Annotated in this window: 25 protein-coding genes; 23 read left to right on the top strand and 2 right to left on the bottom strand. The window is 67.9% G+C overall.

What is annotated here, in order from left to right:
• Positions 1-12 precede the first annotated feature (12 nt).
• Entirely contained in the window at positions 13-1,152 is a 1,140-nt protein-coding gene (locus FHY02_RS07330; protein WP_183921128.1) for a Gfo/Idh/MocA family protein, read from the bottom strand.
• Positions 1,153-1,264: 112 nt separating this feature from the next.
• Here FHY02_RS07330 and FHY02_RS07325 point away from each other — a divergent pair, with 112 nt between their 5' ends.
• The 8 genes from FHY02_RS07325 (at position 1,265) to FHY02_RS07290 (ending at position 9,233) form a co-directional block, all read left to right on the top strand.
• Entirely contained in the window at positions 1,265-1,642 is a 378-nt protein-coding gene (locus tag FHY02_RS07325; RefSeq protein WP_183921127.1) for a cytochrome c family protein, read from the top strand.
• Between the two features lie 14 nt (positions 1,643-1,656).
• Positions 1,657-2,697 (top strand): sugar phosphate isomerase/epimerase, encoded by a 1,041-nt coding sequence (locus tag FHY02_RS07320; RefSeq protein ID WP_183921497.1) that lies wholly within the window; start codon positions 1,657-1,659, stop codon positions 2,695-2,697.
• Positions 2,698-2,743: 46 nt separating this feature from the next.
• A complete protein-coding gene (locus FHY02_RS07315) occupies positions 2,744-4,051 on the top strand; it encodes a sugar MFS transporter (RefSeq protein ID WP_183921126.1) in 1,308 nt (435 codons plus the stop codon).
• Entirely contained in the window at positions 4,048-4,977 is a 930-nt protein-coding gene (locus tag FHY02_RS07310) for a TIM barrel protein (protein ID WP_183921125.1), read from the top strand. Before FHY02_RS07315 ends, FHY02_RS07310 begins: the two co-directional genes overlap by 4 nt.
• A gap of 49 nt (positions 4,978-5,026) precedes the next feature.
• On the top strand, positions 5,027-5,596 hold the full coding sequence (locus FHY02_RS07305; protein ID WP_183921124.1) for a gluconate 2-dehydrogenase subunit 3 family protein: 570 nt from the start codon (positions 5,027-5,029) through the stop codon (positions 5,594-5,596).
• The gene (locus tag FHY02_RS07300; RefSeq protein ID WP_183921123.1) at positions 5,593-6,432 is read left to right on the top strand and encodes a sugar phosphate isomerase/epimerase; all 840 of its coding nucleotides are present in this window, start codon (positions 5,593-5,595) and stop codon (positions 6,430-6,432) included. The genes FHY02_RS07305 and FHY02_RS07300 overlap by 4 nt, the downstream gene beginning before the upstream one ends.
• A gap of 24 nt (positions 6,433-6,456) precedes the next feature.
• A complete protein-coding gene (locus FHY02_RS07295) occupies positions 6,457-8,139 on the top strand; it encodes a GMC family oxidoreductase (RefSeq protein ID WP_183921122.1) in 1,683 nt (560 codons plus the stop codon).
• 65 nt (positions 8,140-8,204) lie between these two features.
• Positions 8,205-9,233 carry a LacI family DNA-binding transcriptional regulator gene (locus tag FHY02_RS07290; protein WP_183921121.1) on the top strand — a complete coding sequence of 343 codons (1,029 nt, stop codon included), beginning with the start codon at positions 8,205-8,207 and terminating at the stop codon, positions 9,231-9,233.
• Positions 9,234-9,305: 72 nt separating this feature from the next.
• Here FHY02_RS07290 and wrbA read toward each other — a convergent pair whose 3' ends face one another.
• Positions 9,306-9,908, bottom strand: a complete 603-nt coding sequence (gene wrbA / locus FHY02_RS07285; protein WP_183921120.1) for an NAD(P)H:quinone oxidoreductase — start codon at positions 9,906-9,908, stop codon at positions 9,306-9,308.
• Positions 9,909-10,044: 136 nt separating this feature from the next.
• Between wrbA and FHY02_RS07280 the strand changes: the two genes are divergently transcribed.
• From FHY02_RS07280 to rpsC, 15 genes are all read left to right on the top strand, one after another.
• The gene (locus tag FHY02_RS07280) at positions 10,045-10,932 is read left to right on the top strand and encodes a LysR family transcriptional regulator (RefSeq protein ID WP_183921119.1); all 888 of its coding nucleotides are present in this window, start codon (positions 10,045-10,047) and stop codon (positions 10,930-10,932) included.
• A gap of 80 nt (positions 10,933-11,012) precedes the next feature.
• Positions 11,013-12,296, top strand: a complete 1,284-nt coding sequence (locus FHY02_RS07275; RefSeq protein ID WP_183921118.1) for an amidohydrolase family protein — start codon at positions 11,013-11,015, stop codon at positions 12,294-12,296.
• 44 nt (positions 12,297-12,340) lie between these two features.
• The gene (locus FHY02_RS07270; protein ID WP_183921117.1) at positions 12,341-12,694 is read left to right on the top strand and encodes a DUF3140 domain-containing protein; all 354 of its coding nucleotides are present in this window, start codon (positions 12,341-12,343) and stop codon (positions 12,692-12,694) included.
• A gap of 207 nt (positions 12,695-12,901) precedes the next feature.
• Positions 12,902-13,273, top strand: coding sequence for a 30S ribosomal protein S12 (rpsL, locus tag FHY02_RS07265; protein WP_029936467.1), 372 nt, complete (start codon positions 12,902-12,904; stop codon positions 13,271-13,273).
• Positions 13,274-13,316: 43 nt separating this feature from the next.
• Positions 13,317-13,787, top strand: a complete 471-nt coding sequence (rpsG, locus tag FHY02_RS07260; RefSeq protein WP_132909132.1) for a 30S ribosomal protein S7 — start codon at positions 13,317-13,319, stop codon at positions 13,785-13,787.
• A 107-nt stretch (positions 13,788-13,894) separates the two neighbouring features.
• Positions 13,895-15,988, top strand: coding sequence for an elongation factor G (gene fusA / locus FHY02_RS07255; protein ID WP_183921116.1), 2,094 nt, complete (start codon positions 13,895-13,897; stop codon positions 15,986-15,988).
• 217 nt (positions 15,989-16,205) lie between these two features.
• Positions 16,206-17,402, top strand: coding sequence for an elongation factor Tu (gene tuf, locus FHY02_RS07250; protein WP_132909134.1), 1,197 nt, complete (start codon positions 16,206-16,208; stop codon positions 17,400-17,402).
• Positions 17,403-17,665: 263 nt separating this feature from the next.
• The gene (rpsJ, locus tag FHY02_RS07245) at positions 17,666-17,974 is read left to right on the top strand and encodes a 30S ribosomal protein S10 (RefSeq protein ID WP_007406109.1); all 309 of its coding nucleotides are present in this window, start codon (positions 17,666-17,668) and stop codon (positions 17,972-17,974) included.
• 364 nt (positions 17,975-18,338) lie between these two features.
• Positions 18,339-19,091: a 50S ribosomal protein L3 gene (gene rplC, locus FHY02_RS07240; protein ID WP_183921115.1), complete on the top strand. Its 753-nt coding sequence runs from the start codon at positions 18,339-18,341 to the stop codon at positions 19,089-19,091.
• Between the two features lie 2 nt (positions 19,092-19,093).
• Positions 19,094-19,708, top strand: coding sequence for a 50S ribosomal protein L4 (gene rplD, locus FHY02_RS07235; protein ID WP_132909136.1), 615 nt, complete (start codon positions 19,094-19,096; stop codon positions 19,706-19,708).
• The gene (locus FHY02_RS07230; RefSeq protein ID WP_132909137.1) at positions 19,701-20,015 is read left to right on the top strand and encodes a 50S ribosomal protein L23; all 315 of its coding nucleotides are present in this window, start codon (positions 19,701-19,703) and stop codon (positions 20,013-20,015) included. The genes rplD and FHY02_RS07230 overlap by 8 nt, the downstream gene beginning before the upstream one ends.
• A gap of 1 nt (position 20,016) precedes the next feature.
• A complete protein-coding gene (rplB, locus tag FHY02_RS07225; protein ID WP_183921114.1) occupies positions 20,017-20,850 on the top strand; it encodes a 50S ribosomal protein L2 in 834 nt (277 codons plus the stop codon).
• Positions 20,850-21,125 carry a 30S ribosomal protein S19 gene (gene rpsS, locus FHY02_RS07220; protein WP_132909139.1) on the top strand — a complete coding sequence of 92 codons (276 nt, stop codon included), beginning with the start codon at positions 20,850-20,852 and terminating at the stop codon, positions 21,123-21,125. Before rplB ends, rpsS begins: the two co-directional genes overlap by 1 nt.
• Positions 21,125-21,502, top strand: a complete 378-nt coding sequence (rplV, locus tag FHY02_RS07215; RefSeq protein WP_132909140.1) for a 50S ribosomal protein L22 — start codon at positions 21,125-21,127, stop codon at positions 21,500-21,502. Before rpsS ends, rplV begins: the two co-directional genes overlap by 1 nt.
• The gene (gene rpsC / locus FHY02_RS07210) at positions 21,502-22,209 is read left to right on the top strand and encodes a 30S ribosomal protein S3 (RefSeq protein ID WP_183921113.1); all 708 of its coding nucleotides are present in this window, start codon (positions 21,502-21,504) and stop codon (positions 22,207-22,209) included. Before rplV ends, rpsC begins: the two co-directional genes overlap by 1 nt.
• Positions 22,210-22,219: the final 10 nt, after the last annotated feature.

The raw sequence follows: 22,219 nt of genomic DNA, 5'->3' as shown, positions 1-22,219 counted from the left end.
GCGCCGTCGCGCTTACCCCAGCGCGCTCCATTTCACGTCCGACTGGGCGTTGCCGACCACCGCCTCGACGAAGGCCATGGTGCGCACGCCGTCCTCCACGCCGGGATACCACATGGCCGGCGCCGCTCCGCGGATCGCTCCCGCGAAGCCGCGGTAGATGTTGGCGAACGCCTCGATATAGCCCTCCGGGTGGCCCGCCGGCGTGCGCGTCCGCGCGATCGCGCCCTCGCTCAGCGCGGGGCCGCCGGTGCGCAGCACTTCCACCGGCTTGTCGAGCCAGCGCAGCGTCAGCGTGTTGGGCTCCATCTGCGCCCAGTCGAGCCCGCCGAGTTCGCCGTGGACGCGGAGCCGCAGCCCGTTCTCGTCGCCGGCCGCGACCTGGCTGGCCTTGAGCACGCCGCGCGCGCCGCCGGCGAAGCGCAGCAGCACGCTCACGTCGTCGTCGAGGCGACGGCCCGGCACGTGCGTGGTGAGCTCGGCGCAGAGCGACTCGACCTTCAGCCCGGAAACGTGCTCGGCGAGCTGGAAGGCGTGGGTGCCGATGTCGCCGAGGCAGCCGCCCAGGCCGGCACGCGCCGGATCGGTGCGCCACTCGGCTTGCTTGTTGCCGTCGCGGTCGATCGCGCGCGCCAGCCAGCCCTGCGAATATTCCACCTGCACCAGCCGGATCGTGCCGAAGTCGCCGCGCTCGACACGCGCGCGTGCCTCCTCGACGAGAGGGTAGCCGCTGTAGGTGAAGGCGAGCGCGTAGTGGCGACCGCTGCGCTCCACCGCGGCGGCGATCGCCTTCGCTTCCTCAAGGTTGAGCGACATCGGCTTCTCGCAGATAACGTGGAAGCCGGCGTCGAGCGCGGCGATCGACATCGGCGCGTGGAGATGGTTCGGCGTCACGATCGCCACCGCCTCGACGCGCTCGGTCTCGGGCAGCGCTCGCTCGGCGGCGAGCAGGTCCTCGAAGGTGGCATAGACCCGCGTCGGATCGAGCCCGAGCGACTCGCCGCTGCGCGTGTTGCGCGCGGCGTCGCTGCTGAAGGCGCCCGCGACCAGCCGCCAGTCGCCGTCAACGCCGGCCGCCATACGATGGACAGCGCCGATGAAGGCGCCTTCGCCGCCGCCCAGCATCGCGAGCCGAAGTGCTTGTCGTTGCGCCATCGTTCATCTCTCCCGTCGCATTGTCCCGCGGTGACGCAGCGTCACCAAGCGGGTTGATCCCCGCTTGTTTAGCGCTAAACATACGACAAACAACCAATTGGAGAGAGTCGCGATGAAGCTGATCGCCGGACTAGCCGCTCTTCCGGTCGTCGCCGCCGCGGCGATCGCCCTCATGCCCGCGCCGCTGGCGGCGCAGGCCACTACGCCGCCGGCCTTCGCGGCCTGCAAGGCCTGCCATACCGTCGAGAAGGGTGGCCCCAATCGCATCGGGCCGAACCTCTACGGCGTGGTCGGCCGCCCCGCCGGCACTGCGCCCGGCTTCAACTATTCGGCCGCGCTCAAGGCGTCCAAGCTGACGTGGGACGAGAAGTCGCTGAGCGAGTTCATCGCCGCGCCGAGCAAGAAGGTGCCGGGCACGCGCATGCCGATCGGCATGGCCGACCCGACGAAGCGCGCCGCCGTCATCGCCTATCTCAAGACGCTCAAGTGAGCGGCGCGCCGGCGATGCGCGGGCCGGGGGTCTTCCTCGCCCAGTTCATGGGCGAGGCGCCCTTCGACACGCTCGACAGCGCCGCGCGCTGGATGGCGGACGCGGGTTATGCCGGCGTGCAGATCCCGACCTGGGACGCGCGCTGCATCGATCTCGAGCGCGCCGCCGAGAGCCAGACCTATGCCGACGAGCTGATCGGCCGCTGCCGCGAGGCGGGGGTGGAGATCACCGAGCTATCGACCCACCTCCAGGGCCAGCTCGTCGCGGTACATCCCGCCTATGACGAACTGTTCGACGGCTTCGCCCCGCCCGAGCTGCGCGGCAAGCCCGCCGAGCGTCAGAAATGGGCGGTCGAGCGCCTCCGCCTCGCCGCCAAGGCGAGCCGCCGGCTCGGGCTGAGCGCGCACGCGACCTTCTCGGGCGCATTCGTCTGGGGCTTCGTCTATCCCTGGCCGCAGCGCCCCGCGGGGCTGGTGGAAGAGGCCTTCGCCGAGCTGGGTCGGCGCTGGACCCCGATCCTCGACGCGTTCGAGGAGGAGGGCATCGATCTCTGCTTCGAGCTGCATCCCGGCGAGGACCTGCACGATGGCGTGACCTTCGAGCGCTTCCTCGACCAGGTCGGCGGCCACAAGCGCGCCAACATCCTCTACGATCCCAGCCACATGGTGCTGCAGGCGATGGACTATCTCCAGTTCATCGACATCTATCACGAGCGGATCAAGATGTTCCACGTCAAGGACGCGGAGCTCAACCCGACCGGCCGCGCGGGCGTGTACGGCAGCTATTCGGACTGGGTCGATCGTCCCGGTCGGTTCCGCTCGCTGGGCGACGGGCAGGTCGACTTCGGCGGCATCTTTTCCAAGCTGACCCAGTACGACTATTCAGGCTGGGCGGTGCTGGAGTGGGAATGCGCGCTCAAGCACCCGCAGGATGGCGCACGCGAGGGAGCGCCGTTCATCGAGGCGCACATGATCCGGCGTCCGGAACATGCCTTCGACGATTTCGCCGGCGGCAGCGATCCCAGCGCCAATCGCCGCCTGCTCGGCCTCGGCTGATCCCGCACAGCCACGATAACGACAGAGAGATAAGGGAGAGGACCGAGTGGATCAGGCAGGAGTGAACCGCAGCCGATTGTTCTGGCTCGGCGTGCTGGCACTGGCCACCGCCGCGATCAGCGCCTCGTTGCGCGCCGCGGTCGCCAGCAGCCTCAAGGCGGAGTGGATCGACCCCATCGCTCCTGTTCAGGCGGGTGAACTGATCGGTGCGGCCCTGGGTTCCGCGTTTCTCGGCTTCGCGATCACGGTGTTCGTCGTCAGCGCGCTGCTCGACAAGATCGGCGCCAAGCGCGTGCTGATCGGCTGCGGCATCTGCTTCCTGCTCGGCACCGGGCTGATCGTCGGCGCGGGACATCTCGCCACCGGCATGGCGGTCTACAACCTCGTCTGGTTCGGCATGCTGTTGAGCGGGATCGGCTGGGGCCTCGCTGAGGCCTCGATCAATCCGCTCACCGCGCGGCTCTACCCGGACGAGACGACGCACCGCCTGAACGTGCTTCACGCCTGGTATCCGGGCGGGCTGATCATCGGCGGCCTGGCCGGGGTGTTCCTCGCCAATGTGCTGCCGTGGCAGGCGATCATGGGCTCGGTGCTGATCCCCGCGGTCGGCGTGGTCGTGATCGCGGCCACCACCACCTTCCCGGCGCCCCCCGCGGAGGTGGAGGGCGCCGGTTTCGGCGAGATGATCGGCGAGGTGTTCCGCCGCCCTAGCTTCTTCGTGTGGTTCGGCGCGATGTTCCTCACTGCCTCGTCGGAGCTCGCTCCGGGCCAGTGGCTCGACGTCGCGCTCACCAACCGCGTCGGCATGCGCGGCATCCTGCTGCTGGTCTATGTCAGCGCGCTCATGTTCGTGTTCCGCCACTTCGCCGGGCGCTTGGCGAACCGCCTGTCGAACCCCGGTTTGCTGTGGATCTCTAGCCTGCTCGCGGGCATCGGCCTGTTCCTGCTGTCGCTGGCGCAGTCGCCGGTCGCGGCGATCCTGGCCTCGACCGTCTGGGGCCTCGGCGTCTGCGCAATGTGGCCGACGATGCTGGCCTCGGTCGCCGAGCGCTACCCGCGCGGCGGCGCCTGGGCGATCGGGCTGGTCGGCTCGGCCGGCGCGCTGGCGAGCTTCTTCGTGCTGCCGCTGCTGGGGGGCATGTTCGACGAGGCCAAGGTGGCGCTCGCCGGCGGGCCCGAGGCGTTCAAGCAGCTGACCGGCGCGGCGCTGCGTCAGGTCGAGGATGCGGCGGCGTCGCAGTCCTTCGCCAAGCTGGCCCTGTTCCCGGTGGTGCTGCTGTTCGTGTTCGGCGGCATCTGGCTGTCCGAGCGGCGCGCGCGCGGCGCCACGCTGGCGCGCGGCGACGCCGCGTGACGCCGACGCGCCGCTCGCTGATCGCCGCCGGGGCGGCGCTGCCGCTGGCGGCGTCCGCGGCGGCGGCGCAGCGCGGCGCGACCTCCAATGCGGCGCATTTCTCGCTCGGCTTCGCGCCGCACGAGGGCAGCTTCAAGAGCCGCGGCGGCCTGCTCGAGCAGATCGCCTTCGCCGCGGACCAGGGCTTCCGTGCCTGGGAGGACAATGAGGCGAGGGCCCGGCCGGTCGCGCAGCAGGAGGCGATGGCCAAGGCGCTGCAGCAGCGCGGCATGGCGATGGGCGTGTTCGTCGCGAGCATGCCGCGATGGTCGGAGTTCCGCCCGATCTTCGGCAGCGACGACGGCGCCGAGCGCGAGGCCTTCCTCGCCGACGTGCGCGCCTCGATCGAGATCGCGAAGCGCCTCAACACGCGGCGTGCCACCGTCGTCACCGGCTTCCTCGACCCGCGCGTGCCGGTGGAGATCCAGACCGCGCGCGTGATCGACCTGATGCGCCGCGCCGGCGACATCGTCGCGCCGCACGGGCTGGTCCTGGTGATGGAGCCGCTCAACACGCGGGTGAACCATCCCCACGTCTACATGCAGAGCTGGTCGGCCGGCTATGCCGTGGCGCGCGGCGTGAACAACTCAGGGATCAAGATCCTGGCGGACTGCTACCACGAGCAGATCCAGTCGGGGAACCTGATCAACTCGCTCGCCACCTGCTGGGACGAGATCGGGTACATCCAGTTCGGCGACAATCCCGGCCGCAACGAGCCGGGTACGGGCGAGATCAATTACGCCAACGTCGTCCGCTGGCTGCGTGACAAAAGCTACGCCGGCGTGATCGGCATGGAGCACGGCAATGCGCGCGAGGGGCGCGCGGGCGAGGAGCGGCTGATCGCCGCCTATCGCGCGATCGATCGGGTCGCAGGGGAGGAAGCATGACCAACACGAGCAGCGGCGCCCGCGCGGGCGCACGGAACGGAGAAACCAAGTGATCGACCGCAGAGACGCGCTCGCGGGCATCGTCGCGATGTTCGGCAGCCAACTCTTCGCCCCCATCGCACGCGCGGCCGGCGCTGCCTCGCAGCAGGCGTTCGGGGTGATCAACACCGGGCCGCCTACGGTGCAGGTGTTCACGCCGGCGCAGAAGGCGGTCATGACCGCGCTGAGCGATCGCGTGATCCCCGCCACCGACACGCCCGGCGCGATCGCCGCGGAGGTGCCGCAGTACATCGAGAAGCTGCTGGCCGATTGGTCCGAGCCGAGCGACCGCGTGCCGATCATCGCGGGTCTCGACGCGATCGAGGCGCGCAGCCGCGCCGACTATAAGAAGGGCGCCGCCGCGGTCACCCCGGCGCAGCAGGACGCGCTACTGACGCTGGCGATGAACGACACGATCTCGGGTGGGGCCGCCTTCTTCGAACCGTTCCGCCAGATGGTGATCGTGGGCTATTACACCTCCGAGATCGGCATCACGCAGGAGCGCGAGTACCTGCCGGTGCCCGGCCAGTATGACGGCGCCTTCCTCTACTCCAAGGTCAACAAGGTCTATTCCTCATGATGACGGATCGTCGCACGTTCCTGGCCGGCAGCGCCGGTCTCGCCGCCCTCGGTGTCGCGGGCGCGCTGCCCGCGTCGGCCGCGCAGCTCGGTAAGGTGGGTATCCAGCTCTACACCGTCCGCGAGCTGTTCCAAAAGGACCCGGTCGCCACCCTCGGGCAGATCGCCAAGATCGGCTATCGCGAGGTGGAGTACGGCGGCGGTGGCTATGACAGCATGGACCACGCCATGCTGCGCAAGACCATGGACCGGCTGGGCCTGACCTCGCCGTCGATCCACGTCGGCTACGACCTGCTGCTCAACAAATTCGACGACAGCGTGAAGATGGCCAAGACGCTGGGCGCCGACACGATCGTGCTGCCGTACATGACCGACGAGCATCGCACCGCCGCGGCCTGGGAAGCGGCGCTGCCGAACTTCAACAAGTTCGCGCGCGAGCTGGCGCAGAACGGGCTGGGCTTCGCCTATCACAACCACGATTTCGAATTCACCAACAAGCCCGACGGCGTCAGCCTGTACGACCGCTTCATCAAGGGCACCGATCCCAAGCTGGTGAAGGTCGAGATCGACCTCTACTGGGCCATCCACGCCGGCGAGGACGCGGCCGCGCTGATCAAGCGGATGGCGGGGCGGATCTACGCCTATCACGTCAAGGACCAGCGCCCCGACGGCAACATGACTTCGGTGGGGCTCGGCACGATCGACTTCGGCAAGCTGTTCAAGCTCAACACGATGGCCGGCGTGAAGCACTTCTACGTCGAGAACGACGAGTCGCCCGCGCCCTACATTCCCGACATCACCACCAGCTTCCAGACGCTGCGCAAGCTGCGCTTCTGACGACATTCATCCCGGGAGGGGATCATGGCAGCTACCAACAAATACGACGCGATCGTCATCGGCTCCGGTGTCAGCGGCGGCTTCGCCGCCAAGGAACTAACCGAGAAGGGCATGCGCGTCCTGATGCTCGACCGTGGGATCATGGTCGAGCATCAGACCGACTATACCTATGACGGCAAGCCCGCCTACGAGATCCCGGCGCGCGACATGATGCCGCCGGAGCTGGTGAAGAGCGATTATTTCATCACCACCCACGGCTATGTCTCGCCGAGCACGCAGAAATATTACAACAACGACCGGCTGAATCCCTACGCCTATGACGAGGGCAGCAAATTCTACTGGATTCGCCCCGCCGCGGTCGGCGGCAAGTCGCTGATCTGGGGCCGTTGGTGCTTCCGCTGGAGTCCGGCCGACTTCGAGGCGAACAAGAAGGAGAATGTCGGCGGCGACTGGCCGATCCGCTACGACGACGTGTCGCCGTGGTACGATTACGTCGAGAAGTATATCGGCGTCTCGGGCTCGCGCGAGAATCTGTCCTATCTGCCCGACAGCCAGTTCCAGCCGCCGATGCCGATGAACGTCGCGGAGAAGTGGTTCAAGCAGCGGCTCGAGGGTGCGTTCCCCGGGCGCAAGCTGATCAACACGCGCCTGTCGAACATGACCGAGGACAAGCCCGACCAGAACCGCAGCAAGTGCCAGGTCCGCAACCAGTGCGGTCGCGGCTGCTCGTTCGGCGCCTATTTCTCGACCCAGGCGGTGACGCTGCCGGCGGCGCGCGCCACCGGCCGCTTCACGCTGCGCTCGGACGCGGTGGTGACCAACCTCGAGTATGATCCGCAGCGCAAGCGCGTGACGGGCGTCCGCTTCGTCGACGCCAAGACCGGGCAGGCCGAGACGGTCAACGCCGACATCGTCTTCCTCTGCGCCTCGGCGATGGCCTCCACGCAGATCCTGATGAACTCGCGCGCACCGGGCAGCACCAAGAGCTACTTCGACAATAGTGGGACGCTCGGCCGCTACGTCATGGATCATATCTTCCGCGTCAACATCTCGGGCGAGATCCCGGGGATGCAGGAGTATATCGAGTTCGGCCGTCGCCCCGGCGGCGTCTACATCCCGCGCTTCCGCAACAACAACGGCGACGAGGGTCTCGGCTTCAAGCGCGGCTATGGCTACCAGGGCAGCGCGCGGCGCGACCCGGCCAAGCCGCAGGGCTTCGGCGCCGCGATGAAGCAGGGCATGCGCCAGTATGGCCCGTGGCAGTTCTCGATGGGCGCGTTCGGCGAGTGTCTGCCGTACGAGGACAACCACGTCTCGCTCCACGCCAGCAAGGTCGACCGCTTTGGCGTGCCGCTGATGCGCTTCGACGTGCGCTTCCGCGATAACGAGCTGAAGATGATGGCCGACGCGCGCGTGCAGGGCGAGGAGATGCTCAAGAAGGCGGGCCTCATGAACGTGCGCAGCAGCGAGGACGAGCACGTTCCCGGCGACGCCATCCACGAGATGGGCGGCGCGCGCATGGGTCGCGACCCGCGCGCGTCGGTGCTCAACGGCTTCAGCCAGGCACACGATGCGCCGAACCTGTTCGTCACCGACGGCGCGCAGATGGCATCGATCTCGTGCATCAACCCCTCGCTCACCTTCATGGCGCTGACCGCCCGCGCGGCGGATCACGCGGTGAGCGCCAAGAAGGCGGGGCTGATCTGACCACGAATCACCCCGCGCCCGGCGGCTGAGCCGATGCGGCGCCCGCCCGTGACCGGCCGCGCGCGATGAGCGAGCGGCGCGGCGAGCGCGGGGTCACGATGCGCGCCGTCGCGGCGCGTGCCGGCGTCTCGCCGATGACGGTGTCGAACGTCATCAACGGCGCCGGCCGCGCCGCCCCCGCGACGGTCGCCGCGGTGCGCGCCGCGATCGACGAGCTGGGCTACGTCCCCAACGTCAGCGCGCGGCTGCTCGCGCGCGCGCGCGCCACGACGGTGGGGCTGATCTACAGCGGCGCGCGCACGCCCTTCCTGGACGCGATCCTCACCGGCTCGCTGCGCGCCACCAACGCGCACGGGCTCCAGCTGCTGCTGCGTGAGGAGCAGCGGCTCACCCACGAGGCGGCGGAGGCGGCGGCGCGCGCGCTGGTGCGCGGCGGGGCGGACGCGCTGCTGCTGATCCCGCCTTTCGCCGAGCTGCTGAGCGAGGCGGGCGTCGTGGACGCGCTCGGCGTGCCCGCAGCCGCGATCGCGACCGGTGCGACGCTGCCAGGCACCGCCACCGTCAGGATCGACAATCGCGCGGCGATGCGGGCTTTGACGCGGCGCCTGATCGAGCGCGGCCATCGCCGCATCGCGCTCGTCTCGGGGCCGCCCAACCATTCCGACAGCGCCGACCGGATCCACGGTTATCACGACGCGCTCGCGGGCGCCGGGATCGCCGCGGACACGCGGCTATTGTTCGAGGGGCGCTTCGACCATGAGTCGGGCATCGCCGCGGGCTCTGCACTGCTGTCGCCCGCCGATCGTCCCAGCGCGATCATGTGCAGCAACGACGACATGGCAGCCGGGGTGATCGGCGAGGCGCACCGTCGCGGACTGCGGCTGCCGCGTGACCTGGCCGTGACCGGTTTCGACGACACGACGATGGCGTCGCTGATCTCGCCCGCGCTGACGACCGTGCGCCAGCCGATCCAACTGATGGCCTATCGCGCCGCCGAGATGCTGATTCGCACGGGCCGGCGCGGCGAGCTGGCCGAGGCTGAGGACGAGTTGGTCGACTATGAGCTGATCGAGCGCGAGTCGACCGCGGGCTGAGATGAGCGCCGGCGGCGCGACGCCCCGCCCCGAAGCGGCACTGTCGCGGCCGCTCCGAGGCGGGGAGAGGGCTCAGCCTTTCAGCTTGGCCGCGGTCTCGGCGATGCGCTTGCCCTGATAGCGCGCGCCGTCGAGATCGACCTGGCTCGGCTGGCGGCTGCCGTCGCCGTCGGCCAACGTCGAGGCGCCATAGGGGGTGCCGCCGTGCACTTCCTTGACGCCCATCTGACCCTGGTAGCCGTAGTCGAGACCGACGATCGTCATGCCGTGGTGGAGCAGGTTGGTAATGATCGAGAAGAGCGTGGTCTCCTGGCCGCCGTGCTGGCTAGCGGTCGAGGTGAAGGCGCCGCCGACCTTGCCGACCAGCGCGCCCTTCATCCACAGCCCGCCGGTGGTGTCCCAGAACGCCGCCATCTGGCTCGGCATGCGGCCGTAACGCGTCGGCGCGCCGACGATGATCGCGTCATAGCCGGCGAGCGCGTCGGAACCCTCGATCTCGGGGTGCGCAGTGTCGGTCTTGAAGCCGGCCGCGGCGACGATCTCGGCGGGGGCGGTCTCCGCCACGCGACGGATGTCGACCTCGGCGCCGCCCGCCCGCGCGCCTTCCGCGACCGCGTCGGCCATCTTCTCGATATGGCCGTAGGACGAATAATAAAGGACGAGGACCTTGGTCATGGCAGTGGCTCCTGGTGCGGATTAGGGCAGGGCGCGCGTCGGTAACGCGCTCGGGTACGATCAACCTAGGTAAGCGCAGGCCCCGACGGAACGCGCCCGATTGAAACGGATCGTTTCGGCCTCTACGCCGGTGACGATGCGGCTCCCCGATCTCGAGGCCTGGGCGATCTTCGCGGCGGTGGCCGAGCATCGCTCGTTCAGCGCGGCGGCGGACGCGATCGGGCTCAGCAAGGCGACGGTCTCCAAAGGCGTGTCGCGGCTGGAAGCGCAGCTGCAGGTGTCTCTGTTCCATCGCACCTCGCGCCGGCTCGCGCTGACCGAGGCCGGGCGCCCCCTAGCCGAGCATGCCGCACGGATCGTCGCGGAGGCGCATGCCGCCGAGGAGGCCGCGCGCGACGGCGCGCTCGCGCCGGCCGGACGCGTGCGGCTGGCGGCGCCGATGAGCTTCGGGCTCAAGCACGTCGCTCCTGCCGTGGCCGATTTCCTAGCGGCGCATCCCGCGATCGAGATCGAGCTCCACCTCGCCGACTCGCGCGTCGACATCGTCGCCGAGGGGTTCGACGTGGCGCTGCGGATCGCCGACCTGCCCGACAGTTCGCTGCGCGCGCGCCGGCTGTGCACGATCACGGCGCATGTCGTCGCGGCGCCTGGCTATCTCGCGACGCACGGCACGCCGACTCACCCGTCGCAGCTCGGCGAGCATCGGCTGCTGGGCTATACTAACCTGACCGGCCCGTGGCGCTTTCGCTCGCGCGACGGCGCCGAGGTGTCGGTGAAGGCGCAGGGACCGCTCGCGGCGAACAGCGGCGACGCGCTGGTGCCCGCACTGGAGGCGGGGCTGGGCATCGCGCGACTGCCGGGCTTCATCGTCGGCGCCGGGATCGCCGCGGGGCGGGTAGTGGAGATCATGCCGGACTGGGCGCCGGCGCCGATCGGCCTCCACCTTCTCACCCCGCCGAGCGCGCTTCGACCCGCGCGAGTCGAGGCGCTCATCGCCTTTCTCAGCGAACGGCTGCGCGACTGAGGGCGGCGACCGTCCGCCAGCCCCTCTTCCTTCCCCGGCGCAACTCGGCCATCGTGCCGGGAAACAAGGGGGAAACACGTATGAGACTGACCGTCCTGCCGCGCTTCGCCGCGGTCGCCATCGCGCTCGCCGGCGCGGGGCCGGCGAGCGCGGAGAGCGTCGTCGTCACCGCGGCGCGCATGCTCGACGTCGACAAGGGTGCGATCGTGTCCGACCCGGTGATCGTCGTCACCGACGGCCGCATCGCCGCGGTCGCCGCCGGCGGGGCGAGCCGCCCCGCGATCCCGGCGGACGCGCGCCGCGTCGATCTCGGCGACGTCACGCTCGTCCCCGGGCTGATCGACATGCATGTCCACCTCACCAGCCTGGCCGAGATCGGCGGGTATCAGACGCTCAAGTACACCGACAGCTTCTGGGGCGCGATCAGCGTCGCCAACGCCGCCAAGACGCTACGCGCGGGCTTCACCACCGTACGCAACGTCGGCGCGGGGGACTTTCAGGACATCGGCCTCAAGGAGGCGATCGACGGCGGTTGGGTGATCGGGCCGCGAATCGTGCCCGCGGGCTATGCCATCGGCGCGACCGGCGGGCATTGCGACGACAACGCGCTGCCGCCCTCCTACGACAAGAAGCTGCCCTCGGTGGTGAACTCGCCCGAGGAGGCACGCGCCAAGGTGCGGTGGCTGCACAAATATGGCGCCGAGGTGATCAAGATCTGCGCCACCGGCGGCGTCTTCTCGCTGGGCGACTCGGTCGGCGGGCAGCAGCTCAGCGAGGAGGAGATGCGCGCGATCGCGGACGAGGCGCACATGCTCCACCTCAAGGTGGCGGCGCACGCGCACGGCGACGATGGGATCAAGGCCGCGATCCGCGCCGGCATCGACACGATCGAGCACGTCAGCCTCGCCTCGGACGAGGCGATGAAGCTCGCGATCGAGCACAAGACCTGGTTCGACATGGATATCTACAACGACGATTATATCCTCGCTACCGGCACCAAGAACGGCACCGAGCAGGAAAGCCTCGACAAGGAGAAGGCGATCGGGCTCAAGCAGCGCCAGACCTTCCAGCGCGCCTTCCGCATGGGCGTGGCGATGACCTTCGGCACCGACGCGGGCGTCTATCCGCACGGCGACAATGCCAGGCAGTTCGCCAAGATGGTGCAATGGGGCATGACCCCGCTCGACGCGATCCGCGCGGCCACCACCAGCGCCGCACGCGCGCTCGGGCGCGAGGCCGACGTCGGGACGATCGCAGTCGGGCGTTTCGGCGACATGGTCGCGGTCCGCGGCGACCCGCTGCGCGACGTCACCGTGCTGGAGCACCCGGTCGCGGTGGTGAAGGGCGGCGTCGAGGTGAAGTGAAACCCTTCACTCTCCTCGCGCTTTCACCGCGCGAGGAGAGCGACATGGCCGAGCAGCACGACGATCACGATCGAATCGCCAAGGAGTTCAACGAGGCGGTCAATATGGCCCCGGCCGAGCTGGAGCGCTTCCTCGACAGCGACGACAGCAAGCGGGTCGGCTGGAAGGGCGACGACGGCAAAGGCGACGGCGAGAGCGTCGGGCATCGCTCCGGCCGACGCATCGTCGAACTCAAGCGCACCAAGAAGGCCGACCTCACCGACGATGATTACACGCACATGAAGACGGTGCTCGGCTACGTCCACCGCCACCTCGCGCAGGGCGGGCCGGCGAAGGACAAGGAGCACTCCGACTGGCGCTACTCGCTGATGAACTGGGGGCACGACCCGCTCAAGTGAGCGAGAGGGCGGGCGATTGACCGACGCGCCCGGCGCGCGTATAGGCGCCCCCGTCCGGGTGGAAGGCAACTTCTGCCCGGCAGCTTGAACATTGCTGGATGCATCAAGGGCCTGAGGCCGCCGTTACCGGCTGCCGCACGGTCCTTTTCGTATTCCAAGTCTTGTCAGGGCTCCAGCAAAGTAACCTCCAGATAAGGTGAAGGCTTCATGCCGACGATCAACCAGCTGGTCCGCAAGGGCCGCGAGCCGCAGAAGGCCAAGTCCAAGGTCCCTGCGATGGAGCAGAACCCGCAGAAGCGCGGCGTCTGCACCCGTGTCTATACCACGACCCCGAAGAAGCCGAACTCGGCGCTGCGCAAGGTGGCCAAGGTCCGCCTGACCAACCAGCGCGAGGTGATCAGCTACATTCCGGGCGAGGGCCACAACCTGCAGGAGCACTCGGTGGTGCTGATCCGCGGCGGCCGTGTGCGCGACCTTCCGGGCGTGCGCTACCACGTGCTGCGCGGCGTGCTCGACACACAGGGCGTCAAGGATCGCCGCCAGTCGCGCTCGAAGTACGGTGCGAAGCGGCCGAAGTAAGCCGCTCCCGTATTCTCACCAGCTGATTGAAAGGTAACATCACATGGCGCGTCGTCGTCGTCCCGAGAAGCGGGAAATCCTGCCTGATCCCGTGTACGGGGATGAGGTTCTCTCCAAGTTCATGAACTCGGTCATGCTCGACGGTAAGAAGTCGGTCGCCGAGGGCATCGTCTATTCGGCGCTCACCACCGTCGAGACCCGCGCCAAGCGCGAGCCGATCGGCGTGTTCCACGACGCGCTGAACAACATCAAGCCGGGCATCGAGGTCCGCAGCCGCCGCGTCGGCGGTGCGACCTACCAGGTTCCGGTCGAGGTGCGTCCCGAGCGCGCGCAGGCGCTGGCGATCCGCTGGCTGATCACCGCCGCGCGCGGCCGCAGCGAGAACACGATGTCGGCGCGCCTCTCGGGCGAGCTCCTCGACGCCTCGAACAACCGCGGCAACGCGGTGAAGAAGCGGGAGGACACGCACCGCATGGCCGAGGCCAACCGCGCCTTCTCGCACTATCGTTGGTAACACCGGCGGTGCGGACGCGGCCTGTCTTGGAAGCGTCTCAGAACTGACCTATATCGTGGGGAGCCGGCGGTACGCTGCGCTCCCCACATCGCTAAGGAAGCCCGATCATGGCCCGCAGCCATCCGCTCGAACTCTACCGCAACATCGGCATTATGGCGCACATCGACGCCGGCAAGACGACGACGACCGAGCGCATCCTCTATTACACCGGCAAGTCCTACAAGATCGGCGAGGTCCATGAGGGCACCGCGACGATGGACTGGATGGAGCAGGAGCAGGAGCGCGGGATCACGATCACGTCGGCGGCCACCACCTGCAAGTGGAAGGCCGAAGAGGGCAAGGGCCCCGAGCATCTGATCAACATCATCGACACCCCGGGCCACGTCGACTTCACTATCGAGGTGGAGCGCTCGCTTCGCGTGCTTGACGGCGCAGTCGCGTGCTTCGACGGCGTCGCCGGCGTGGAGCCGCAGTCGGAGACGGTGTGGCGCCAGGCCGACAAGTACGGTGTGCCGCGGATGTGCTTCGTCAACAAGCTCGACCGCACCGGCGCGGACTTCTATTTCTGCGTTCAGTCGATCATCGACCGTCTCGGCGCCAAGCCGGCGGTGCTGTACCTGCCGATCGGCATCGAGGGCGGCTTCAAGGGCCTCGTCGACCTAGTCGAGAATCGCGCGATCATCTGGCTCGAGGAGTCGCTCGGCGCGAAGTTCGAGTATCAGCCGATTCCTGACGACATGGCCGAGAAGGCAGCGAAGTATCGCAACGACCTGATCGAGCTTGCCGTCGAGCAGGACGACGACGCGATGGAGGCATATCTCGAGGGCAACGAGCCCGACGCCGCCACGCTCAAGAAGCTGATCCGCAAGGGCACGCTCAACATGGCGTTCGTGCCCGTGGTGTGCGGCTCGGCTTTCAAGAACAAGGGCGTCCAGCCGCTGCTCGACGCGGTGGTCGACTATCTTCCGAGCCCGCTCGACGTGCCGGCGATCAAGGGCGTCAAGCTGGACGGCGAGACTCCGGACGAGCGCCCCTCGTCGGACACCGCGCCCTTCTCGGCGCTGGCGTTCAAGATCATGAACGACCCGTTCGTCGGCTCGCTCACCTTCGCCCGCATCTACTCGGGCGTCCTCACCAAGGGCAGCTACCTGAACTCGGTGAAGGACAAGAAGGAGAAGATCGGTCGCATGCTCCTGATGCACGCGAACTCGCGTGAGGACATCGAGGAAGCGCGCGCGGGCGACATCGTCGCGCTGGCGGGCCTCAAGGAGACCACCACGGGCGACACGCTGTGCGATCCGGCCAATCCGATCATCCTGGAGCGCATGGAGTTCCCGGAGCCGGTGATCGAGCTGTCGGTGGAGCCGAAGACCAAGGCCGACCAGGAGAAGATGGGCGTCGCGCTCAACCGTCTGGCCGCCGAGGACCCCTCGTTCCGCGTCTCGACCGACCACGAGTCGGGCCAGACCATCATCAAGGGGATGGGCGAGCTTCACCTCGAGATCCTGGTCGACCGCATGAAGCGCGAGTTCAAGGTCGAGGCCAATGTCGGCGCGCCGCAGGTGGCATATCGCGAGTATCTCAAGAAGCCGGTCGACATCGACTACACGCACAAGAAGCAGTCGGGCGGCACCGGCCAGTTCGGTCGCGTGAAGGTGAAGCTGACGCCGGGCGAGCGCGGCGCGGGCATCATCTTCAAGGACGAGGTCAAGGGCGGTAACATTCCGAAGGAATATATCCCCGCGATCGAGAAGGGCTTCCGCGAGACCGCGGCGACCGGCTCGCTGGTCGGCTTCCCGATCATCGATTTCGAGATCACGCTGTACGACGGCGCGTATCACGACGTCGACTCGTCGGCGCTGGCGTTCGAGATCACTGCGCGCGGTGCGATGCGCGAGGCGGCGCAGAAGTCGGGCATCACGCTGCTCGAGCCGGTCATGAAGGTCGAGGTCGTCACCCCGGAGGATTATCTGGGCGACGTGATCGGCGACATGAACTCGCGGCGCGGCCAGATCCAGGGCACCGACACGCGTGGCAACGCGCAGGCGGTGACCGCGATGGTGCCGCTGGCGAACATGTTCGGCTACGTGAATTCGCTGCGCTCGTTCACCCAGGGGCGGGCGAGCTACTCGATGCAGTTCTCGCACTATGACGAGGTGCCGCAGAACGTCGCCGACGAGGTCAAGGCGAAGCTGGCCTAAGCCGGAAGCGGGAGGGTCAGGGTGACTTGGCCCACCTCGCCGAAGGGCCGGCCGGCGGGTCGGCGCCAGCCAAGCCCGTCCGACGCGCGATTTAGTCGCGCGTCGGCCCCGCCGGAAAACGGCCGGGATTTGCGCAACACGAATTGAGCCGCTATGGGGCCGCCTTCACGGCGAGTCCTGAGTGCGGCTCCAGTGGAAATCAGAAGGTAGGGAAACAATGGCTAAGGCTAAGTTTGAGCGGAACAAGCCGCACCTGAACATCGGCACCATCGGTCACGTCGACCATGGCAAGACCTCGCTGACCGCCGCCATCACCAAGGTGCTGGCGGAGAACGTCGCGGGCAACGCAGCGGTCGACTTCGCCAACATCGACAAGGCGCCGGAAGAGCGCGAGCGCGGCATCACCATCTCGACCGCGCACGTCGAGTATGAGACCGCCAACCGCCACTATGCGCACGTCGACTGCCCGGGTCACGCCGACTACGTCAAGAACATGATCACCGGCGCGGCCCAGATGGACGGCGCGATCCTGGTCGTGTCCGCCACCGACGGCCCGATGCCGCAGACCCGCGAGCACATCCTGCTCGCGCGCCAGGTCGGCGTGCCGGCGATGGTCGTGTTCATGAACAAGGTCGACCTGGTCGACGACGAGGAGATCCTCGAGCTCGTCGAGCTGGAAGTCCGCGAGCTGCTCAGCTCGTACGAGTTCCCGGGCGACGACATTCCGATCATCAAGGGCTCGGCCACCTGCGCGCTCTCGGGCTCGAACCAGAAGCTCGGGCCGGACGCGGTCATGGAGCTGATGAAGGCGGTCGACGAGTACATCCCGCAGCCGGAGCGTCCGCTCGACAAGCCGTTCATGATGCCGATCGAGGACGTGTTCTCGATCTCGGGTCGCGGCACCGTCGTGACCGGCCGCGTCGAGACCGGCATCATCAAGGTTGGTGAGGAAGTCGAGATCGTCGGCATCCATCCGGAGGTCCGCAAGACCACCGTCACCGGCGTCGAGATGTTCCGCAAGCTGCTCGACCAGGGTCAGGCCGGCGACAACGTCGGCGCGCTGATCCGCGGCGTCGCCCGCGACGAGGTCGAGCGCGGTCAGGTGCTCTGCAAGCCGGGCTCGATCAAGCCGCACACCGACTTCTCGTCGGAGGTGTACGTGCTGTCGAAGGACGAGGGTGGCCGTCACACGCCGTTCTTCGCGAACTACCGTCCGCAGTTCTACTTCCGCACCACGGACGTGACCGGCACCGTCGAGCTGCCCGAGGGCACCGAGATGGTCATGCCGGGCGACAACGTCGCGCTCGGCATCAAGCTGATCGCGCCGATCGCGATGGACGTCGGGCAGCGCTTCACCATCCGCGAGGGTGGCCGCACCGTGGGTGCGGGCGTGGTGAGCGCCATTTCGAAGTAAGCCGCATCGGGCCGGTCCGCCGGTCCGGTACGAGAGGTTCCGCCCGATGCGCCGAATGGTGCGTCGGGCGGTTGCCTTTTTATGGGAGCGCGGTTATGGCCGCGCCTTCGCTTTGGGTTCGAGAACAGCAAGAGGTGCTCTCGTCCCGTCAGCCCGGTCTCGGCCGGGATCTTGTGGCAGCGTAAAGCTAGCGTAGCAGGGCTTCGGTCTCGGCCGGAGTGACGGGGGAGAAAGTGCCCCGCTCTTTCGCATTGGTAGGGATCATGGACAGCAACATCCGCATTCGCCTCAAGGCGTTCGATCATCGCGTGCTCGATCAGGCGACCGGCGATATCGCCGACACCGCGCGCCGCACCGGCGCGCTCATCCGTGGCCCTATCCCGCTGCCGACGCGCATCGAGAAGTTCACGGTCAACCGCGGCCCGCACATCGACAAGAAGTCGCGCGAGCAGTTCGAGGTCCGCACCTACAAGCGCATGCTCGACATCGTGCAGCCGACGCCGCAGACGGTGGACGCGCTGATGAAGCTCGACCTCGCCGCCGGTGTCGACGTCGAGATCAAGCTGGCCTGATGCAGGCCGGCTTGCCTTTGGCCCCGGCGAAGGCCGGGGTCACTGTTGACTGCGTCAACAGGTTGGCGTAATTGGCCGGCTCCCGCGGTCGACGTGAGTCCCGCGGGTTTGTCGTTTCGTGGCGTATCGCGCGAGACGGACGAGCGCTCCGCCTTGGCGGACGCTCCGACGACCATGAGATACCGCTGGCCGCTCTCGGGTGGCCGGGTCAGCGTCTCCCGTCTGTTTCCCCTCGGGGAAGCGCCTAGCCCGGGACGGGGGCACGCTTCGCACATTCCGGGCTGACCGATCCGCGCCGCCAGGCGCGGGTCACAAGCACCGTGGGGATGGGCCTCGCGGTGCCTCTGTCAAGGAGCAAGGGATCATGCGTACTGGCGTGATCGCGAAGAAAATGGGGATGACCCGCCTGTTCCAGGACGACGGCCGCCACGTGCCGGTCACCGTCCTGCAGATCGAGGCGCTTCAGGTCGTCGCCCGTCGCGAGAAGGACCGTGACGGCTACACCGCCGTCCAGCTCGGCGCAGGTGTCGCCAAGAGCAAGAATGTCGCCAAGCCGCAGCGCGGCCACTTTGGCAAGGCCGAGGTGGAGCCCAAGGCGGTGGTGCACGAGTTCCGCGTGACTGAGGAGAACCTCCTCGACGTCGGCGCCGAGCTCGCGGCGGACCATTATGTCGCTGGCCAGCTGGTCGACATCCAGGGCCGTACCCAGGGCAAGGGGTTCGCCGGCGCGATGAAGCGCTGGAACTTCGGCGGTCTGCGCGCGACCCACGGCGTGTCGGTGTCGCACCGCTCGCACGGTTCGACCGGTAACCGCCAGGATCCCGGCCGCGTCTTCAAGAACAAGAAGATGGCGGGCCACATGGGTGACAAGAACCGCACCCAGCAGAACCTCGAGATCGTCGGCACCGACGTCGAGCGCGGCCTGATCTTCGTGAAGGGCTCGGTGCCCGGCTCGAAGGGCGGCTGGCTGTTCGTCAAGGACGCGGTCAAGCAGGATCGCCACGAGAGCGCGCCGTACCCGGCGTCGATCAAGTCGGCGGCCAACAACAACAGCGCGGCGAACACGCCGGCCGACACGTCGGCCGATGCCCCCGCGACCGACGGCCAGGAGGGCTGAACGTGAAGGTCAAGGTTTCCTCCTTCGCCGGCACCGACGCAGCGGACATCGAGCTCAACGACGAGGTCTTCGGCCTCGATCCGCGTGCCGACATCCTGCACCGCGTCGTGACCTGGCAGCTCGAGAAGCGTCGCGCCACCGCGCGTGGCACGCGCGAGCGCGCCGACGTCGCTCGCTCGGGCAAGAAGCTCGGTCGCCAGAAGGGCGGCGGTGTCGCCCGTCACGGTGATCGCCGCGCCCCGGTGTTCATCGGCGGCGGTAAGGCGCACGGCGCCCGCGTCCGCGACTTCAACCCCGGGCTCAACAAGAAGATTCGCGCGCTCGGTCTCAAGATGGCGCTCAGCAGCCATGCCAAGGCCGGCTCGCTGATCGTGCTGGACGCGTTCGAGGTGCAGAAGACGAAGGAGCTCAAGGGCCATTTCGCCACGCTCACCACGGGCAAGCGCACGCTGGTGATCGACGGCGAGGCGGGCGAGAGCTTCCGCGCCGGTCGCAACTTGCCGGGCGTGGACCTGCTCCCGGCGGTCGGCGCGAACGTCTACGACATCATCAAGGCAGACACGCTGGTGCTGACGCGCGCGGCGGTCGAGAAGCTGGAGGCGCGCTTCAATGGCTAAGCCGGCAGAGGCGATCGACAACCGTCACTACGACGTGATTGTCGCGCCGCACATCACCGAGAAGGCGACCCTGCTCTCCGAGCAGAACGCGGTGGTCTTCAAGGTCGCCAACAAGGCGACCAAGCCCCAGATCAAGGCGGCCGTGGAGGCGCTCTTCGGCGTCAGCGTCACGGGCGTGAACACGATCGTCCAGAAGGGCAAGACCAAGCGCTGGAAGGGTGCGCCCTACCGTCGCTCCGATGTCAAGAAGGCGATCGTCACGCTCCGCGAGGGCCAGTCGATCGACGTCACCGAGGGGGCCAAGTAAGATGGCACTCAAGCATTATAACCCGACGTCGCCGGCGCAGCGCGGCCTCGTCCTCGTCGACAAGTCGGCGCTGTACAAGGGCAAGCCCGTCAAGGCGCTGACCGAGGGCAAGCGCAAGACCGGCGGTCGCAACAACAAGGGCCATGTGACCTCGCGCGGCATCGCGGGCGGTCACAAACAGCGCTACCGCTACGTCGATTTCAAGCGGCGCAAGTGGGACGTCGAGGGCACGGTCGAGCGGCTCGAGTATGACCCGAACCGCACCGCCTTCATCGCGCTGGTCAAGTATCCCGACGAGGAGCTGGCCTATATCATCGCGCCGCAGCGGCTCGCGCCGGGCGACAAGGTGATCGCGGGCAAGAAGACCGACGTGAAGCCGGGCAATGCCATGGAGCTGGGCCAGATCCCGGTCGGCACCATCGTCCACAACGTGGAGATGAAGCCGGGCAAGGGCGGTCAGATCGCTCGTTCGGCCGGCACCTATGTGCAGGTCGTCGGTCGCGACCGCGGCATGGTCATCGTCCGCCTCAACTCGGGTGAGCAGCGCTACATCCATGGCGAGTGCATGGCGACGATCGGTGCGGTATCCAACCCCGACAACCAGAACCAGAACCTCGGCAAGGCTGGCCGCTCGCGCTGGATGGGCAAGCGCCCGCTGACGCGCGGCGTGGCCAAGAACCCGGTCGACCACCCGCACGGCGGTGGTGAAGGCCGGACCTCGGGCGGCCGTCACCCGGTCACGCCGTGGGGCAAGCCGACGAAGGGTGCGCGCACCCGCCACAACAAATCTACGGACAAGATGATCATCCGTAGCCGCCACGCGAGGAAGAAGTAATGGCTCGCTCTGTCTGGAAGGGCCCGTTCGTCGAACTGAGCCTGCTCAAGAAGGCCGAGGCCGCGCAGGACGCCGGCGGGCGCGCGCCGATCAAGACCTGGTCGCGCCGCTCCACCATCCTGCCGCAGTTCGTCGGTCTGACGTTCTCGGTCTACAACGGCCGCAAGTTCGTGCCCGTCTCGGTCAACGAGGACATGGTCGGCATGAAGCTCGGCGAGTTCGCGCCCACCCGGTTCTTCCCGGGTCACGCGGCTGACAAGAAGGGCAAGCGCTGATGAGCAAGCCTGCATCCCCCCGCAAGGTCGGCGAGAAGGAAGCCCTCTCGGTCGGCACGCAGATCCGCGGCTCGGCGCAGAAGCTGGGCCTGGTGGCGGCGCTGATCCGCGGCCGCTCGGCGGCCGACGCGATGAACATCCTTGCCTTTTCCAAGAAGTCGATGGCGGTCGACGCGCGCAAGGTGCTGGCCTCGGCCATCGCCAACGCCGAGAACAACCACAACCTCGACGTCGACGCGCTCGTCGTCGCCGAGGCGTCGGTCGGCAAGTCGATCACCATGAAGCGGTTCGCCACGCGCGGCCGCGGCAAGTCCACCCGCATCCTCAAGCCGTTCTCGCGGCTGCGGATCGTCGTGCGCGAGCAGGAAGAAGCCTAATGGGTCACAAGAGCAATCCCATCGGTCTGCGCCTGCAGATCAACCGTACCTGGGACAGCCGCTGGTACGCCGAGGGCGACGATTATCGTCGCCTGCTGCTGGAGGATCTCAAGATCCGTCAGTACATCATCAAGACGCTGCCGCAGGCGGCGATCTCGAAGGTGGTGATCGATCGTCCCGCCAAGCTGTGCCGCATCTCGGTCTTCGCCGCACGCCCCGGCGTGATCATCGGCAAGAAGGGCTCGGACATCGAGAAGCTGCGCAAGACGCTCGGCGCGATGACCAGCTCGGACGTGTCGCTGAACATCGTCGAGATCCGCAAGCCCGAGGTCGACGCCAAGCTCGTCGCGCAGGGCATCGCGGATCAGCTCGAGCGTCGTATCGCCTTCCGCCGCGCGATGAAGCGCGCGGTGCAGTCGGCGATGCGCCTCGGTGCGGACGGCATCAAGGTCTATTGCGGCGGCCGCCTTGGCGGCGCCGAGATCGCGCGCTCGGAGAGCTATCGCGAGGGCCGGGTGCCGCTGCACACGCTGCGCGCCAACATCGACTATGCCGAGGCCGAGGCGCACACCGCCTATGGCGTCTGCGGCGTCAAGGTATGGGTGTTCAAGGGCGAGATCCTCGGGCACGACCCGATGGCGACCGATCGCCTCATGATGGAGGCCCAGACCTCCGGCGTGCGCCCTGCGCGCGATGACCGCCGCTAAGGAATAAGGC

It is taken from the genome of Sphingomonas sp. BK069, assembly GCF_014193405.1.
In the GTDB taxonomy this organism is placed as follows: Bacteria; Pseudomonadota; Alphaproteobacteria; order Sphingomonadales; family Sphingomonadaceae; genus Sphingomonas.
Note: the sequence above shows the minus strand (reverse complement) of the source record. Positions and strands in the feature narration are given on the sequence as shown.

What these genes read in the sequence shown, in the direction of transcription:
- FHY02_RS07330 (WP_183921128.1), bottom strand. Translation starts at nt 1,152, where the DNA reads ATGGCGCAACGACAAGCACTTCGGCTCGCGATGCTGGGCGGCGGCGAA.
- FHY02_RS07325 (WP_183921127.1), top strand. Translation starts at nt 1,265, where the DNA reads ATGAAGCTGATCGCCGGACTAGCCGCTCTTCCGGTCGTCGCCGCCGCG.
- FHY02_RS07320 (WP_183921497.1), top strand. Translation starts at nt 1,657, where the DNA reads ATGCGCGGGCCGGGGGTCTTCCTCGCCCAGTTCATGGGCGAGGCGCCC.
- FHY02_RS07300 (WP_183921123.1), top strand. Translation starts at nt 5,593, where the DNA reads ATGATGACGGATCGTCGCACGTTCCTGGCCGGCAGCGCCGGTCTCGCC.
- FHY02_RS07295 (WP_183921122.1), top strand. Translation starts at nt 6,457, where the DNA reads ATGGCAGCTACCAACAAATACGACGCGATCGTCATCGGCTCCGGTGTC.
- FHY02_RS07290 (WP_183921121.1), top strand. Translation starts at nt 8,205, where the DNA reads ATGAGCGAGCGGCGCGGCGAGCGCGGGGTCACGATGCGCGCCGTCGCG.
- wrbA (WP_183921120.1), bottom strand. Translation starts at nt 9,908, where the DNA reads ATGACCAAGGTCCTCGTCCTTTATTATTCGTCCTACGGCCATATCGAG.
- FHY02_RS07280 (WP_183921119.1), top strand. Translation starts at nt 10,045, where the DNA reads ATGCGGCTCCCCGATCTCGAGGCCTGGGCGATCTTCGCGGCGGTGGCC.
- FHY02_RS07275 (WP_183921118.1), top strand. Translation starts at nt 11,013, where the DNA reads ATGAGACTGACCGTCCTGCCGCGCTTCGCCGCGGTCGCCATCGCGCTC.
- FHY02_RS07270 (WP_183921117.1), top strand. Translation starts at nt 12,341, where the DNA reads ATGGCCGAGCAGCACGACGATCACGATCGAATCGCCAAGGAGTTCAAC.
- rpsL (WP_029936467.1), top strand. Translation starts at nt 12,902, where the DNA reads ATGCCGACGATCAACCAGCTGGTCCGCAAGGGCCGCGAGCCGCAGAAG.
- rpsG (WP_132909132.1), top strand. Translation starts at nt 13,317, where the DNA reads ATGGCGCGTCGTCGTCGTCCCGAGAAGCGGGAAATCCTGCCTGATCCC.
- fusA (WP_183921116.1), top strand. Translation starts at nt 13,895, where the DNA reads ATGGCCCGCAGCCATCCGCTCGAACTCTACCGCAACATCGGCATTATG.
- tuf (WP_132909134.1), top strand. Translation starts at nt 16,206, where the DNA reads ATGGCTAAGGCTAAGTTTGAGCGGAACAAGCCGCACCTGAACATCGGC.
- rpsJ (WP_007406109.1), top strand. Translation starts at nt 17,666, where the DNA reads ATGGACAGCAACATCCGCATTCGCCTCAAGGCGTTCGATCATCGCGTG.
- rplC (WP_183921115.1), top strand. Translation starts at nt 18,339, where the DNA reads ATGCGTACTGGCGTGATCGCGAAGAAAATGGGGATGACCCGCCTGTTC.
- FHY02_RS07230 (WP_132909137.1), top strand. Translation starts at nt 19,701, where the DNA reads ATGGCTAAGCCGGCAGAGGCGATCGACAACCGTCACTACGACGTGATT.
- rplB (WP_183921114.1), top strand. Translation starts at nt 20,017, where the DNA reads ATGGCACTCAAGCATTATAACCCGACGTCGCCGGCGCAGCGCGGCCTC.
- rpsS (WP_132909139.1), top strand. Translation starts at nt 20,850, where the DNA reads ATGGCTCGCTCTGTCTGGAAGGGCCCGTTCGTCGAACTGAGCCTGCTC.
- rplV (WP_132909140.1), top strand. Translation starts at nt 21,125, where the DNA reads ATGAGCAAGCCTGCATCCCCCCGCAAGGTCGGCGAGAAGGAAGCCCTC.
- rpsC (WP_183921113.1), top strand. Translation starts at nt 21,502, where the DNA reads ATGGGTCACAAGAGCAATCCCATCGGTCTGCGCCTGCAGATCAACCGT.